Source organism: Neobacillus rhizophilus (assembly GCF_018343535.1).
GTDB classification, from domain to species: Bacteria; Bacillota; Bacilli; order Bacillales; family Cytobacillaceae; genus Neobacillus; species Neobacillus rhizophilus.
The window spans coordinates 240,404-256,158 of the sequence record NZ_JAGYPF010000003.1; the positions used below are offsets into that span (position 1 = coordinate 240,404).

At 42.0% G+C, this 15,755-nt stretch carries 14 protein-coding genes; 10 read left to right on the plus strand and 4 right to left on the minus strand.

Translation table 11 applies throughout. The annotated features are described in order from the left end of the window. Positions 1-366 precede the first annotated feature (366 nt). Positions 367-3,120, minus strand: coding sequence for a dynamin family protein (locus tag KHA99_RS14620; protein WP_213118214.1), 2,754 nt, complete (start codon positions 3,118-3,120; stop codon positions 367-369). 267 nt (positions 3,121-3,387) lie between these two features. On the opposite strand from KHA99_RS14620, the gene KHA99_RS14625 reads away from it, so the two are divergent. Next, positions 3,388-3,891, plus strand: coding sequence for a hypothetical protein (locus KHA99_RS14625; protein WP_213118215.1), 504 nt, complete (start codon positions 3,388-3,390; stop codon positions 3,889-3,891). Between the two features lie 70 nt (positions 3,892-3,961). Here the strand turns inward: KHA99_RS14625 and KHA99_RS14630 are convergent, their stop codons facing one another. The 3 genes from KHA99_RS14630 to KHA99_RS14640 all read right to left on the minus strand — a co-directional run bounded on the left by KHA99_RS14630 (position 3,962) and on the right by KHA99_RS14640 (position 6,252). After that, positions 3,962-4,684 carry an amino acid ABC transporter ATP-binding protein gene (locus KHA99_RS14630; protein ID WP_213118216.1) on the minus strand — a complete coding sequence of 241 codons (723 nt, stop codon included), beginning with the start codon at positions 4,682-4,684 and terminating at the stop codon, positions 3,962-3,964. Continuing rightward, the gene (locus tag KHA99_RS14635) at positions 4,681-5,337 is read right to left on the minus strand and encodes an amino acid ABC transporter permease (protein WP_213118217.1); all 657 of its coding nucleotides are present in this window, start codon (positions 5,335-5,337) and stop codon (positions 4,681-4,683) included. The genes KHA99_RS14630 and KHA99_RS14635 overlap by 4 nt, the downstream gene beginning before the upstream one ends. Positions 5,338-5,439: 102 nt before the next feature. After that, a complete protein-coding gene (locus KHA99_RS14640; RefSeq protein WP_213118218.1) occupies positions 5,440-6,252 on the minus strand; it encodes a basic amino acid ABC transporter substrate-binding protein in 813 nt (270 codons plus the stop codon). 355 nt (positions 6,253-6,607) lie between these two features. Here KHA99_RS14640 and KHA99_RS14645 point away from each other — a divergent pair, with 355 nt between their 5' ends. The 9 genes from KHA99_RS14645 (at position 6,608) to ilvN (ending at position 15,733) form a co-directional block, all read left to right on the plus strand. After that, positions 6,608-6,904 carry a hypothetical protein gene (locus KHA99_RS14645; protein ID WP_213118219.1) on the plus strand — a complete coding sequence of 99 codons (297 nt, stop codon included), beginning with the start codon at positions 6,608-6,610 and terminating at the stop codon, positions 6,902-6,904. A 170-nt stretch (positions 6,905-7,074) separates the two neighbouring features. After that, entirely contained in the window at positions 7,075-7,212 is a 138-nt protein-coding gene (gene ykzB, locus KHA99_RS31705) for a protein YkzB (RefSeq protein ID WP_284037289.1), read from the plus strand. Between the two features lie 150 nt (positions 7,213-7,362). Then, a complete protein-coding gene (locus tag KHA99_RS14650) occupies positions 7,363-7,701 on the plus strand; it encodes a MerR family transcriptional regulator (protein WP_213118220.1) in 339 nt (112 codons plus the stop codon). Between the two features lie 185 nt (positions 7,702-7,886). Next, positions 7,887-9,146: an ammonium transporter gene (locus tag KHA99_RS14655; protein WP_213118221.1), complete on the plus strand. Its 1,260-nt coding sequence runs from the start codon at positions 7,887-7,889 to the stop codon at positions 9,144-9,146. A 61-nt stretch (positions 9,147-9,207) separates the two neighbouring features. After that, positions 9,208-10,194, plus strand: a complete 987-nt coding sequence (locus KHA99_RS14660) for a DUF294 nucleotidyltransferase-like domain-containing protein (protein WP_213118222.1) — start codon at positions 9,208-9,210, stop codon at positions 10,192-10,194. Continuing rightward, complete coding sequence (locus KHA99_RS14665; RefSeq protein ID WP_213118223.1) at positions 10,181-10,915, plus strand: exonuclease domain-containing protein; 735 nt, start codon at positions 10,181-10,183, stop codon at positions 10,913-10,915. The genes KHA99_RS14660 and KHA99_RS14665 overlap by 14 nt, the downstream gene beginning before the upstream one ends. Positions 10,916-11,325: 410 nt before the next feature. Continuing rightward, entirely contained in the window at positions 11,326-12,996 is a 1,671-nt protein-coding gene (gene ilvD, locus KHA99_RS14670) for a dihydroxy-acid dehydratase (protein ID WP_213118224.1), read from the plus strand. Positions 12,997-13,487: 491 nt separating this feature from the next. Next, entirely contained in the window at positions 13,488-15,215 is a 1,728-nt protein-coding gene (ilvB, locus tag KHA99_RS14675) for a biosynthetic-type acetolactate synthase large subunit (protein ID WP_213118225.1), read from the plus strand. After that, on the plus strand, positions 15,212-15,733 hold the full coding sequence (gene ilvN, locus KHA99_RS14680) for an acetolactate synthase small subunit (RefSeq protein WP_213118226.1): 522 nt from the start codon (positions 15,212-15,214) through the stop codon (positions 15,731-15,733). The genes ilvB and ilvN overlap by 4 nt, the downstream gene beginning before the upstream one ends. Positions 15,734-15,755: the final 22 nt, after the last annotated feature.

Consider the following 15,755-nt stretch of genomic DNA (forward strand, 5'->3'; position numbering starts at 1 on the left):
TTCCTAACATGTCGCTCCCCTTACCCCGAGAGATTCCTTGGTGCTGCTTTCCCAAGTTCTTCACACCTTCCATGGTCTTCGCCCATATACTCAAGGCTCGACTTCTCTTTAGCCACCGACGGTGGGTTCCTTTGACGAGACGGCAGGATTCACTTAATGTTACAACCTGTTAGTTTGCTCGCACTCTGCTAGAGAGTTACTTTGTCACAGGGCTTCAACCTTAGAGTTTCTTCACCAGTTGCCTGTCAGCTACTGAGCGTCTTGGTACTTACTCAGATTGGACTTTCACCAATTAGCAATTAACGGCTTGCTGGGCACGCAATAAAAAAAGAGATGCCCACCACTGGACATCTCCCAACAAAACTATTAATATATCGTCTGCATTCCTTTCCCAGCCACTGTCATCCACTCGAACTGGCGCAGCCTTACTTCGAACAGCGTCAACGGGTCGCGGAACATTTCCGGATTGGCGTTCAACTTGTTCAGCATCTCGCGGTTTGATGCCGCTTCTCCGCGCGTTTCTTCCACTGCTGATTTTAAGACACCCAGCGGACTCTTGAAAAACCAAGCGACATCCCTCTCCAACGATTTTTCGAATAGCTCGAACGGCTGAAAAAACTGGCGGCAGACCTGTGCAGCAACCTCTGTATAATCCTCGTTTTCCACAAAGGACTTGTATTTGTTATATACCATCGTTTTGTTCTGCGACAAGGCCCCAAACAGCTTCCCGGCACTTTTCAATAAGAACTGCGAAGGTGTCCGCTTCAGCAAAATATTGACAGGCTCAAGCACGAATCGGCTCGTCATTCGGTCGATATCGCGGCGCCAATCATCAAGCACCTTAAAATCACAGTCAAGGGTAAGCCTCTCTTCGCCATACATTTGGTTGAAACCTGCGCCGAGCTCAATTAATAAATCCTGCCCTTGGTCAAATTCCTCCCGGCAGCCCTTAATCCATTCCTGAAGCCTTGTATAGTAATTCGGCATTATCTGCTGCTCCAGATAATCCTGAATGCGGTTGTTCATCTCATGATTAAGGTCCAAATGAATGGTACTGAAATTGCTATCCTCCTCGATCAAGTTCGAGCACTCTGACAGCATTTTGGGAATAGCTTCAAAAATATCCGCTTCAATCGATTCCTTTACAGAGCGGTACAGCTTGGTGATTGTCTTTGTTTTCTGCGAAACTTCATCATTCAATTGATGGACAGCACCACTTAACTTCGTATTCATTTCCTCGTTCCAATGAACCGTTTCAATTAAGCGGTTTTCAACGTCAAGTCGCTTTTGCAAAAGACCGGCAATCGTCGCGCGAATAAAATAAAGCAGTTTAGCAAGACGTTTATCTTCTATGTTTCTTGTATTCCGAATTGAGTCGATAAACACTTGGAGATCGCTTAACTGCTGTACACGGTCATATTGCGAAGAAAAGCCTAATAACTTGGCATCTGGCAAATAAGAATGAATCGCATGCTTCGTTTCCTCATAAACCTGAATGGCATCCTGTTCATTTACAATTGTGTCCAGCTTACTCAACAGAAAATGAATCGGCAGGTCAGGGGCAAGTCCCTGGATTTGCGCCACAACCGCACGCTCTTTTTCCGTAAACGGAGCATTCGCATCCAACACAAACAAAACAGAGTCAGCGAGGTTTAGATACTTCAATACCTCAAAACGGTCGTTTTGGTTCCCTTTTAACCCTGGTGTATCAATTATAGACAAACTATTTTCCAGTAAAAAAGGAGTTGGCTGCTTAAATTCAATGATGGACTCAAGCGCGTTCCGAAGACGATCCATGCGCTCTTGGAAGTCCGTAAATCCAGAAAGCAGCTTAACCTCTCCGTCAGTTATTTCGGTAATATCCACTTCCCCGCCGTTTTTAAACATCACAATGGATGAAGTCGGGCTATCCTGGACGTCCTCACCAAAGATGGTATTTATAAATGTAGACTTTCCGCTGCCTACGAGTCCGGTAACGAACAGATGCTGCGTATCGAAATCAACAAGCTGGTCAACAATCCAATTCACACGGTTGTTTTTCCCCATATCATTAACTTCGGCCCATTTAATAATCGATTCAAACAATGACAAGCACTCTTCCAGTTCATCCATGTCACACTCTATCTTGCTGATTAAATGTTCAGCCTCCTCCACAATGGAGACGCTGAGGCTTGCTGGAAATAGTTCGTTCCAGGACAAAACAGCAGCTGCCGCCGCAACAACATTCCCGCCATCAGCTAACCGAACCCAATTTGTCAGCAAGTCCGGAAGAAAATCGTCAATTTGTTTAATGTAGTACCTACCGCCAATATAGTGAAAATACGTTTCTTTATGCAGTTGTGTAAGATCGCGCAATTGATCTTGGCGATCCAACTCCAGATTCAACAATAATTGATTGATTTCCTTAATCCAAAGCAGATAGGAATTTTCATTCTTATAACTGTTCCATAACGATAAAACAAGCTGCTCAAATTTTTCCTTATTTAAGTCGTACAAAACAAATAGGGCATGTGAAAAATAACTTGGAGACAGTGCCCGCGTCACGCCTTTTTCCACATAGGCCTTCAGAATTTCAAACCACTCAAGCGATTCTGTCCGCTTTGCTTCGTTTACCGCTAGTTCAATGGCATTATCCCAATCCTCCCGCTCTTCAAAAAAAGCGCGGGCTACATTCGTGACATTTGGGTAATCCGGATAAGCAGCAACCGTTCTTTTGATGACCGCAACAGCGGCATCAATTTTGCCGCGCTCAATATAAAGAGCAAATAACTTTAACGCGACCTCAGCATTCAATGTAGGATGGTCGGTTTCAATCACCGTGTATATATCTTCCGCCGCCGACAACAGACCCAGTTCATAATAGGCATCGGCGGTATTTTTTCTGGCCCACGGTTCAAGCTCGTTAATAATATTTTCCCATTTGAAAATTGCAGCTTCGAAATCTTTATGGTGAAAATATACTTCCCCTTGGGCAAACCTTATCCGGGTTAAATCCGGGAGATCCTTTCGGGCTTCCTCCTGAAACGCTTCCCCCAGCACCTTAATGGGGTGTTCATCTTCATGTTCATTAATGAACATTTTATAATAGGTTTTATCCTTTAACTGATCTTCTAATGTCATTTCTATCCCCCCAATTGCCAACACTCTATTGTATATATGGTAAAGAGGCATAATTATTCCTCATACTATTCGAAGCTGATGTGGATTATAAGTCCCTTTTTACCGATTTTACCAAATGTTTTTATGTAAATTATTTCAGTTGTATTTCATTTTCGAGACAAACTGCATACCTTCATTCTGTTTTAAAAAATAAAAATTGGACCATACTTCCTTATTTACCTTCTCAAAAAGTATAATAAGACAAATATTCCAAAGGAGAACTCTATTATGGAAAGGGAGCAGGCTTTATTTTTATCAAAAAAAATCGAAAACTTGAGGTCCGCTGAATACGAGATAAAAAAATTAGAAACCGTTAATGGTACATTACCAAAGTTCCACCAATGGACGAACGGGAAGACTACTTTAGCTGCCTTAGAAGTAAATAGGCCAAGTACTGAAACAGGCTGTTACCTTTTATTTATTGATTGGCACCGGAAGGGCATCTATTACTTAGTTATATATGCTTATGACAAGTCTACTACCTTGGCAGAATTACGGCAGGTTCAGGATATTGACGGAACTCCTCATATTATTTGGAGCTATAAACCTTTTAAGCGGGACGGAAAAAACGATCAACGAAAAGCTTATTTTAAACAGATGTTCGGTTCCACTTCAGTTCAAATTCCCTTCCCGGCTTCCGAAACGGATGTTGATGACTTTTTAGCACAATTATTTAAGCTATGTCAAAATCGAATAAAAGCTGATCAAATTGTAAACGTATTCGAGCTTTAACCGATATTTTTCTTCTTGCGCCAAGCGATACCTAAAGAAAAGGGAGGCATAATCCGCCTCCTTCGTTTTTCTATAGAACTTTACTTAAAAACGCCTTTGTCCGTTCTTCTTGAGGATTTTCAAAAATATCCCTCGGTACCCCTTCTTCGACCACAAAGCCACCATCCATAAAAATCACCCGGTCGCCTACCTCGCGGGCAAAGCCCATTTCGTGGGTCACGACAACCATGGTCATCCCTTCCTTGGCCAGCTGTTTCATAACTTCAAGTACCTCGCCGACCATTTCCGGGTCCAACGCCGAGGTTGGCTCATCAAACAGCATGATTTTCGGCTCCATCGCTAGTGCTCTGGCAATAGCCACCCGCTGCTTCTGCCCGCCTGAAAGCGAATCCGGATAAGCATCTGCTTTTTCTGCCAATCCGACTTTGCGTAAAAGCTCCAATCCTTTTTCCCGTGCTTTTTCCGTTGGGACTTTTCTTACCTTCAGTGGCGCCAGCATGATATTTTCGATAACCGTTTTATGCGGGAACAGGTTAAATTGTTGAAACACCATGCCCACTTCAGTACGGATCGCGTTGATATCCGTTTTCTTATCGGTAATGTCAGTCCCTTCAATCCAAACATGGCCGTCTGTTATAGTTTCTAGCAAATTAAGACAGCGCAAAAAGGTGGATTTGCCAGATCCTGACGGGCCGATGACCACTACTACCTCCTGAGGCTTTACGGATACGTTAATTCCTTTCAATACCTCGTTCTGTCCAAATGTTTTTTTCAGATTCTTTACTTCTATCATTCTGTGGCCAACCTTCTTTCAAGTCGATTTAACAGTAAGCTGAGTGAAAAAGTTAAGACCAAATAAATGAGTGCTGCGGTAATATACGGTTCCCACGCACGATAATACTGTCCCTGCATCGCTTGTCCCCAATACATCAGTTCCTTTACAGCGATAATGGCTGCCAGCGACGAATCCTTGATTAAGACAATAAATTCATTTCCAAGTGGTGGAATCATCCTTTTAATAGCCTGTGGCAGGATGACGAAACGCATTGCCTGAACATGGTTCATCCCAAGCGAGCGGGCGGCTTCCATCTGCCCTTTATCGATCGATTGAATACCAGCGCGGAATATTTCTGCCACATAAGCAGCTGAGTTCAATGAAAGCGCTGTAATTGCAGCAGCAATACCATTTGTTTCACCCATAAAAAGCGGAATTAGTCCAAAGTGAACTAGTAAAATCTGCACTAATAATGGCGTTCCCCGGAAAAACGTAATATAAGCCTTAAACGGGAAAGCAAGCCACTTATTCTGCACCATTTTCCCAAGACCGATAGCTAGTCCGAGGACAGAGCCTATTAAAATACTTACAATGGAGAGGCCAATGGTAAGCAATGTTCCTTTTGCAAAAAATGGAGCATATTCAGCAAGTATGTCCCAACGAATATCCATTCATGAATCCCCCTATTTAAACCTTGTGCTTAACTGTGATGCGTTAAGACAAAAATTGCGTAACTGCTAGTTTGTAAGAGTTACGCAATTCTAGTTTAAAGATTATTTTTGTTTTGCTTTGACTTCGGTAAGGTCCGGATCTACCTTAAACCACTTCTTGTAGATTTTCGCATATTCTCCGTTTTCCATGACTTCTTTAACCGCCTTATCAAAATCAGCTTTTAACTTGCTTCCCTTAGGGAACAACAATCCATAAAACTCTTTATCAAAGGCAGCTTCATCTTCAATGATGACAAAATTTTCTTTCGGATTATTTTTTACATACTCTTCAATGACAGTGTTATCAGCAACAACTGCGTCCGCACCGCCGCCTTTTAACTCCATAATTGCCAGATTGTTATCCTTAAACTTTTTAAGATTTTTACTTTCTGCTCCAAGGAGCTTTTCAACTGCTTCCTGACCAGTTGTGCCATTTTGCACTGCCACGACCTTGTCCTTTAAATCCTCTGCGCTTTTAATCGGACTGTCTTTTGGAATCATGATTTTATTAGTAGATAAGAAGTAAGGCACTGAGAAATCATAGGTTTGTTTGCGTTTGTCGTTTATCGTAATAGCAGAAATTCCGATATCTGCTGTTTTTCCTTTAATTTCTACGAATAATGGATCCCAGCCAACATGTTCAACCTTTACCTTGTAGCCTGCCTGCTTTGCGACTGCGTTAATGAAGTCGATATCAAATCCGACCACTTCCCCTTTATCTTGATACTCGAACGGGGCATATGCGGCATCTGTCACGACTCTTAACGTCTTATCCTTGTCCCCATCGCCCCCGCTTGTTTTGCTTGTTCCGCATGCCGAGAGAATGAACACAAATGCAGCAGCTAAAATAGTTGTGAATAATTTTAATTTCTTCATTTTGGACCTCCCAATATTTTTTAATTTATACCATTTTTTTAATTCTAATAATATTTTGAATATACACTATTGCGTAGATTTTTAAAAGTAGTTTTTCAAAAATATTTATAATATTGAGATAATAAATTTTTATTCCTAATAACGTTTATCTATTCATAGATTTTAATTTATTACTTTATTAATAAGCTAAAATAATATTATTTATATAGTTTTTTAAAGTCTTACATGTCCCTAATTCACTTAGTTCACTTTTTTAGAATATTCAAAGCGGTATCCCCTGGGTATTAGCCGTTGCTCCTCCACTAATACCTACATATTGTATATCACATGCACATAAATAAAGGAGATCAGCCCAATGAATCCATACGGTTATTATCATATCCCGCAATCGCAAGTGGACCATAATGCCTATGTCCCACAAACCCTCCCTCATGGAACCCAAGTTCAGTTTGACCCGAATAGACAACCGCAGCAGCTTGAGCCCAGGGTAAACCAACTCGAAAGAGAAAATAATCGCCAGCAGCAGGAAATCGAGCGGCTTTCTCGTGAAGTTAACCAGCTTTCGCGCCGCCTGCAGCGTGTAAATCAACGCCTTCGTGCTGTTGAAAGAAGATTTAACTTTCCGTTTACTCCATTCGATGGGGAATTTTAATAAAAATGAACCAGGTCCAGCACCTGGTTCATTTTTATTCCCCCGTAAGGTCTCCTTTCAAGTTCTCAAACCTCGTTATAAAAAATATGTTACATAATCTCACAGAATCCCTGACAAAACTCAAAAATTCAGATAAATTTTTCCATATAAAACTTGAGAGGATGATTCATATGAATCAAAAAAATTCTGTTCGATTAGCTAAAACGATTCTTCTTTTAGATCAATTACGGGATGAGTTATATGAAGAACTCATGAAAAACCTGGGTTCAAGGGGACACGAATTATTAAGAAGACTTCAAAACCTTTAAGCGTGGAGGATGTTTCACTATATACCCTGTTAAATTTATTCCCAAATCAAAACAAAATAAATGTCAAATCCAATTACATGTGAGAAAATATAACATAAAAATATATTAAGATGTATTGGACCTTAGAATGGAGTGTGGTGAGAATAAAACATGGGAAATGAATCATCTTACAAAGATAAAAAGGTCATTACCATCGGCATCGTTAGAGAACTTACCGGTTTATCCGAAAGACAGATTCGTTACTATGAAGAGCGGAAACTCATTTTTCCGGAAAGAACCGCCGGCGGCAGCCGGAAATACTCGTTCGCAGACGTGGAACTATTAGTGGAAATCGCAAACAAAATTGAGGACGGTGTCCAGACACACGAAATCAGAAAGGAAATGTTGAAAGCACAAAAGAAACAAAACCAGGAAGAAATTCGCAGAAAGATGATACAAGGCCAGCTAAATGCCCAATTTGGGATACGAAAAGGCCCAGCTTCTCATTAAAGAAGCCGGGCTTTTTTGTTGTCTCTGGGCTGACTCTGATTCAAATTTCAACATCGATGACCTTCTAAGTAGCAAAAACCATGTAAGAATTCCTAACAAGATTGTAGAACTACTAACAAATTAATGTAAAAATACAACTACACCAAACGTTACAAATACTAACATACTTTAAAGGAGGAACAATCATGGATACTTTATTTTTAATGAACAGTCTGTGGGTGATGCTGGGAGCAGTCCTAGTCATCTTGATGATCGGTGGCTTCATCCTCTTGGAAACAGGATCAACTCGAATGAAAAATGCCGGTCATGTGGCCGGGAAAACCATTCTTACCTTTGGTATTGGCTCCATTGTATTTTGGGCCGTTGGCTATGGCCTCATTTTTGGTAAAGGAAATTCGCTTATTGGTTTCTCCGACTTCTTTTACTCAGGATATGAAATTGATGGTTTAGCGCTATCAGGTTCAGTATTCTTCCTATTCCAATTAGCATTTGCAGGCATTTCATTAACAATCGCCCTTGGGGGATTTGCCGAACGCGCTAAATTAGGCGCCTATCTCGTCTTCGCCCTCCTATTTTCCGTTATCGTCTATCCGCCGATTGCCCATTGGATCTGGGGTGGAGGCTGGCTCGCGGAGCATGGTAAACAAGATTTTGCTGGCTCCACTGTTGTTCATTTAACAGGAGCGATGGCGGCATTGGCAGCTACGATTATCTTAAAACCGAGGATCGGCAAATATAATAAGGATGGCTCCGCTAATAATCTTGCCGGTCATAACCAAGTATTTACCGCCCTTAGCGTGTTGCTTTTATGGGTAGGCTGGTTCGGCTTCAACGCCGGCAGCACGTTATCGGTTGACAAAGCCTTTTTCGGTTTTGTTGCCATCAATACCAACTTGGCCGCCGCAGCCGGTACCGTCGCGGCGATGATTATCTCTTGGATGGTTTTAGGAAAAGCCGATGTGCCGATGATGCTTAACGGGGCACTAGCAGGCCTTGTAGCAATTACCGCTTCTTGCGCATTTGTTGAAACTTGGGCTGCAGTGGTGATCGGATTTATTGCAGGAATCCTCGTCTTCTACAGCATTCGTTTTTTTGAAAAAAGAAAAATTGATGATCCGATTGCAGCATTATCCGTTCATGGTACAGCAGGAGTTTGGGGTACCCTGTCAACTGGATTCTTCGCCACAAAAGATTTAGCAACGGTTGGGCAGCCGGGATTATTTTATGGTGGCGGCCTGCACCAACTAGGTGTTCAAGCAATGGGGGTTTTGGTGTGCGGCGCCTTTGCCTTTATTGTCTCTTTTATCCTTCTTAAGATAATGAAAACAGCAATGAACGGACTGAGAGTAACTGAAGAGGAAGAAATTATCGGTCTTGATATGAGCGAACACGGCAGCTACGGCTACCCTGAATTACTGAAATCCGAACAACGGCTTAATGCTTAAATTATTTATTACAAAGAGGCTGTCGAGGACAGCCTCCTCTTTCTAAAAGGGGTGGAAGTTAATGGCGTACTCCTGCTATATGGAAATCCGTAAATTTCGCGATGACAAAATAAAGCAAGCATCTCACGACCACATTAAATTAAATCAACTCCACGATGAAATAATGAAAAAGGTCATCCATTTAGCCTTAAGTCAAACTGCTGAAAAGCTCGGACCTTTGCCCTGTCCATTCTCATTTTTTGTCATGGGTTCAGCCGGCCGGCTTGAACAGTCTATCTGGAGCGACCAAGATCATGGAATTATTTATCAGGATGATCGTGTTGAAACAAAGGTTTATTTCCTTGAACTAGGAAAAGAAATTTCAAAGGGGTTATTCCAAGCCGGATATTCTTATTGTGATGGCGGGGTGATGGCCAGCAATCCGTTGTGGTGCAAATCCTTATATGAATGGCATCATCAATTGATGAAGTGGATTTTTGAGTTCTCATGGGAGTCTGTTCGCTATCTATTAATCTTTATAGACGCGAGAACATTATTGGGAGATGAGGGATTTGTAGATACTTTAAAAAATCAAATCTATCAGACCGCAAATAAAGATCAGCTTGTTAAAAAAATGCTTAACAACACGAAGTATCTCAAAAATGGCATTAACGTATTCGGAAAGTTAGTGACTGAAACACACGGGCCATACGCTGGATTGCTAAACATCAAAGAAATCGGCATCTTACCTTACGTAAATGCCGTCCGTCTCATTGCAATCAAAGAGAATCTGCTCACAACACCAACACTTGAACGACTAGATACACTTTCAGAACTACATTTTTCCGATATCGATATAGATTTTTTCAAAGATCAGTTTATTAGATTATTAAACTTTCGGCTAATCTATTGTAATCAAACAAATTACGATTCTGGTCATTATTTGCCGGTCGCCCACTTATCGAGAGAGCAATCGAAAGAATTAAAAGATATGATCAAAAACGGCTCAGCCCTTTTTCACTCTGTCCGAAAGTTAATTGAAAAGGAAGATTCCCATGCCAATGAATGAAATGATTCAATTCTTCAGACAACTTTCCGGAAAAATCAATTCCAATCTTTACGCTGGCCTGCCGTGGAGCTCTTCACCGCAGCACCACGCATTCCTCAGGTGGCTGCAGAAAGAACTCAAGCAGACTAACACACTGCAAATCCCTCTCCATGAGCTGCCGGTAGTTGTATTTGATATAGAGACAACAGGTTTTTATCCAGAGAAGGGGGATCAGATGATTTCGATTGGAGCGGTCAAAATGATAGGAGCAGAAATGAAAGCGGAGGAAACTTTTTATACTCTCGTAAAGTCAGACCTTCCTCTATCAAAGGAGATTTCTGAACTAACCAGTATTCAAGAGATGGAATTACGTCATGCCCCTAATCCCGCAGATGTACTTGTGGATTTTTTCAAATTTATCAAAAGTAATATTCTTGTCGCCCATCACTCCAATCATGAGCTGAATTTTATGAGAAAGATGACAAGGGATTATCTGCGCTGTAGTTTTGACCACCGTATTGTCGATACATCCTTCCTGCTTCGGCTTGAAGACCCATCCGTTAATCCAAGGCCGCTCGAGGAAATCTGCCAGAACTGCGGCATTGAAATAAAGAACCGGCATCATGCTCTTGGAGATGCGCTTATGACAGCCAAGATTTGGAGTCATTATCTAAATGCTGCAGAAACAAAAGGCTTTAAAAATCTGCAGGAAATATATGAATATCTTTCAAAGCTTAAGTAACGATAACAGTCTGTTGAATAAATATACAAGCCGCTACATTTTTTCTACTATAATTAATGGAAGGAAAAATTAACTTTCTTTCCGTTTATTTCCTCCCCCCCCAATTTAAATTCCCACAATAAATCTGCAAATAAAAAAATTCACAAATTTTTTTATTTTCGTTATATCCCCATGATAAAAGGATTGTAAACGCTCCCAGTTTGTTTAACTAGTTTGAATTGTCAGATTTTTATGTTGACCATGTCTTTAATTGGTTGTATGATAATCGTCAATAAGTACTAAGAAATTTTTCTTGGCGCCTTTATTCAATTCTTTATAAATGAGAACGACAAAGGCTCTTCTTTTTAATAACGGAATGGCTTGTCAATATGAAGAAACAAACCATGACCTGTCAGTTAGGAGATCGTAAAATGAGAAGCGATATGATTAAAAAGGGGATTGATCGTGCTCCCCACCGCAGCTTACTATACGCAACAGGGGTCAAAACGAGTGACCTGGAAAAACCGTTTATCGGTGTTTGTAACTCGTACATTGATATTATCCCTGGTCATAAACACCTTAATCATTTCGGTGAAATAGTCAAGGAAGCCATCCGCGAAGCTGGCGGTATTCCTTTCGAATTTAATACAATCGGTGTCGATGACGGAATTGCTATGGGACATATCGGAATGCGTTATTCGCTTCCAAGCCGTGAAATTATCGCGGACAGTGCCGAAACAGTCATCAATGCCCATTGGTTCGATGGAGTCTTTTACATTCCGAACTGTGACAAGATCACGCCAGGAATGTTGATGGCAGCAGCCCGAACCAATGTACCATCAGTTTTTGTATCAGGCGGTCCGATGGAGGCTGGTGTTTCACCAACAACTGGAAAAAATCTTTCCCTTACTTCAGTTTTTGAAGGTGTTGGTGCTTACCACAATGGTACCATCAGCCAGCAGCAGCTACTTGAAATTGAAACCAATGCTTGCCCTACTTGCGGCTCATGTTCTGGAATGTTCACAGCGAACTCCATGAATTGTTTAATGGAAGTTTTAGGAATGACCGTACCTGGTAACGGTACGATGGTGGCTACTTCTGACGAACGTCATGAACTAATTAGGCAAGCTGCAAGACATTTAATTGAATTAGTAAAAAAAGATATTAAACCTCGTGACATTATAACAAGAGAAGCCATTGATAATGCATTTGCACTTGATATGGCTATGGGCGGATCAACTAATACTGTGTTACACACATTAGCTATCGCCCATGAAGCTGGTATTGAATATGATCTTCGCGACATTAATAAAATCGCTGAAAGAGTTCCATACCTAGCCAAAATTATGCCAGCATCTGATTATTCAATGGACGATGTTCATCGTGCCGGCGGCGTAAGTGCCATCATCAATGAGCTTTATAAAGTAGAAGGCGCATTGCATGATAACTGCCTAACGATTACAGGAAAAACTCTTCAGGAAAATGTGAAGGAAGCAACAATCACCAATGAAGCAGTCATCCGGACAAAAGATAATCCATATAGCCCAGTTGGTGGACTATCCATCCTATATGGAAATATTGCTCCAGATGGCGCAGTAATCAAGGTTGGCGCTGTAGATCCTTCGATTAAAACATTCTTAGGTGAAGCAATTGTGTTTGAATCCCAAGATGAGGCATTAGAAAGCATTCATAACGGGACAGTTAAAGCCGGCCATGTAGTGGTTATCCGCTATGAAGGTCCTAAAGGCGGTCCAGGAATGCCAGAAATGCTAGCTCCTACCTCCGCAATTATGGGCCGGGGCCTAGGTAAAGAAGTTGCCCTTATCACTGATGGACGTTTCTCCGGAGCAAGCCGAGGCATTTCTATCGGCCATATCTCACCGGAAGCAGCCGAAGGCGGTCCAATCGCTTTAGTACAAAATGGCGATAAAATCTTAATTGATCTTGAAGCCCGCTCTATTGAACTTCTTATCGATGATGAAGAGCTTGCTGAAAGACGCCGCAATTGGGTAAAGCCGGAGCCTAAAATCAAATCTGGCTATCTAGCAAAATATGCAAAACTCGTTACTTCAGCCAATACCGGCGGGGTAATGAAAATATAAATTTTAACAATTTCACTGGGAGCCAATTAGTACCCCTCCCCTTCACTCAAGAAGTTAAGGTACTAAAACAAAACCTTTGACAAAAAAATAGTCAAATCGATGACGGGAATAAAGGTGTAGGAATTTGTATTTTCAGAGAGCTGGGGTTGCTGGAAGCCCAGTAATACAACCTACACCGACATCATCCCTGAGTGTTATTCTGAACGGTTTTTAACTCAGTAGGTCTAACCGGGTGTCAACTTAGAGCACCTGTTACAAAAAGAAGCGTTTCTTTTAGATTAGTTGTCGCTTCATGAGGCAGTATTCGTAAGGATACTGTGAAAACCGGGTGGTACCGAGAAAATGAAAGGCCTTTTCTCCCCGAACATTCTGCTTTTGATGTACTTGACTGCAGTTTATTCGGAGAGAACAGGCCTTTTTTACTGTGTTTAAACACAGTTGAAGTTTTAGTTTTTTTAATATTCAATTACCCATAAGGAGGGAACTACGACGTGAAAGCAGAAGCAAAGCTGGAATTCCAAACCAGTACGGCACCAAAAACAGGTGCAGACCTTCTCATCGATCTTTTAATTAAAGAAGGTGTTGATACATTATTCGGGTATCCTGGAGGTGCCGTCCTGCCGATTTATGATGCGATTTATCGGGCACAAAAATCCATTAAGCACGTCCTCTTCCGCCACGAGCAAGGAATGATTCATGCCGCTGAAGGGTATGCCCGAATTACCGGAAAGCCTGGGGTTGTCATCGCTACTTCAGGTCCCGGGGCAACGAACTTGGTTACTGGAATTACAGATGCCATGATGGATTCCTTACCACTTGTGATTTTCACAGGGCAGGTAGCACGGACAGTCATCGGAACAGATGCCTTCCAAGAAGCAGATGTAATGGCGATTACCACGCCCATTACAAAACACAATTATCAAGTGCAATCTGTAACCGACCTGCCGAGAATTGTTAAGGAAGCTTTTCATATTGCTTCTACAGGAAGACCAGGCCCGGTTTTAGTTGATGTACCGAAGGATATCTCTTCTGAAATTTTAACGGTAATCCCAGGAAATGCTGCCATGGACCTGCCAGGCTATCAGCCAACCATCAAACCGAATCCATTGCAAATTCGTAAGCTTGCTGAGGCCCTTCCAAAAGCTAAAAAGCCTGTAATTCTTTCCGGCGCTGGCGTTCTCCATGCAAAAGCCTCCGCAGAATTAACGGCTTTTGCTGAAAAACATAAGATTCCAGTCGTAACCACCCTGCTTGGACTTGGAACCTTTCCAGCAGATAGCCCGCTCTCCTTGGGAATGGGCGGTATGCACGGAACTTATGCAGCTAACATGGCTTTATACGAATCCGATTTGCTCATCAATTTCGGTGCTCGTTTTGATGATAGATTAACAGGAAACTTGAAGCATTTTGCTCCATTTGCGAAAGTCGCGCACATCGACATCGACCCTGCGGAAATTGGCAAGAACGTTCCAACCCAAATTCCAATTGTGGCCGATGCCAAAGTAGCTTTAACACAATTGATTGAAGAAGCAGCGAATTCCCCTTCACATGAGGATTGGCTGGAAACTCTTAATCAAAATAAAAAGGACTTTCCGCTTTGGTATCAGCATGATCCAAACGGCATGAGCCCGCAATGGTTAATCGAAGCAGTTCATAAGGTTACAAATGGTAATGCGATTGTAGCCACAGATGTTGGTCAGCATCAAATGTGGGCTGCACAGTTTTATAACTTCAATCATCCGCACCGCTGGATTACTTCGGGCGGACTTGGAACAATGGGCTTCGGCTTCCCTGCTGCGATTGGGGCGCAGATGGCTGAACCAGACAGTACAGTAGTGGCAATTGTCGGCGATGCCGGGTTCCAAATGACACTGCAGGAATTATCGGTCATTTACGAACGCAACCTGCCAGTTAAAATCATTATTGTTAATAACGGCGCACTTGGGATGGTCCGTCAGTGGCAGGAGCTTCAATATGATAATCGCATTTCCGAATCCCTGCTTCATACTCAGCCTGATTTTGTCAAACTGGCTGAAAGCTATGGAATCCGCGGTGCAAAAATTGATAATCAGGAAGACCTTGTTGCCTCCCTGCCAGAGCTTATGGCCTATGATGGTCCGGTTCTGATTGATGCCCGAGTCCTTCAGAAGGAAAAAGTTTTTCCAATGGTTGCTCCTGGCAAAGGGCTTCATGAAATGATTGGGGTGAAACCAGAATGAAACGCATCATCACATTAACTGTTCAAGACCGCAGCGGTGTTCTAAATCGCGTGACAGGCCTGCTGCAAAGACGTCAATTTAACATTTCCAGCATTTCTGTTGGTCCTACTGAATCCGAAGGCATTTCAAAAATGACTCTTGTGGTTGAAGTGGAAGACGAACAGCGTCTTGAACAGGTGACAAAACAATTAAATAAGCAAATTGATGTTTTAAAAGTTTCTGATATTACCGATAAGGCTATTGTCGCCCGGGAACTTGCCCTGATCAAAGTATCATCTGGTTCACAGCTGCGCAGCGAAATTAACGGGCTCATCGACCCTTTCCGTGCCATTATTGTGGATGTATGTAAAGAAAGCATCACCGTTCAAGTTACAGGCAAACCTGAAAAAATTGATGCCTTAATTGAACTGCTTAAACCTTTTGGCATTAAAGAAATTGCCAGAACAGGCTTGACCGCCTTCTTACGCGGACACCAGCCACAAGTAAATGATTTAGCAGCATACTCACTAACAAAATAACACTTAATTTTGAAAGGATGAT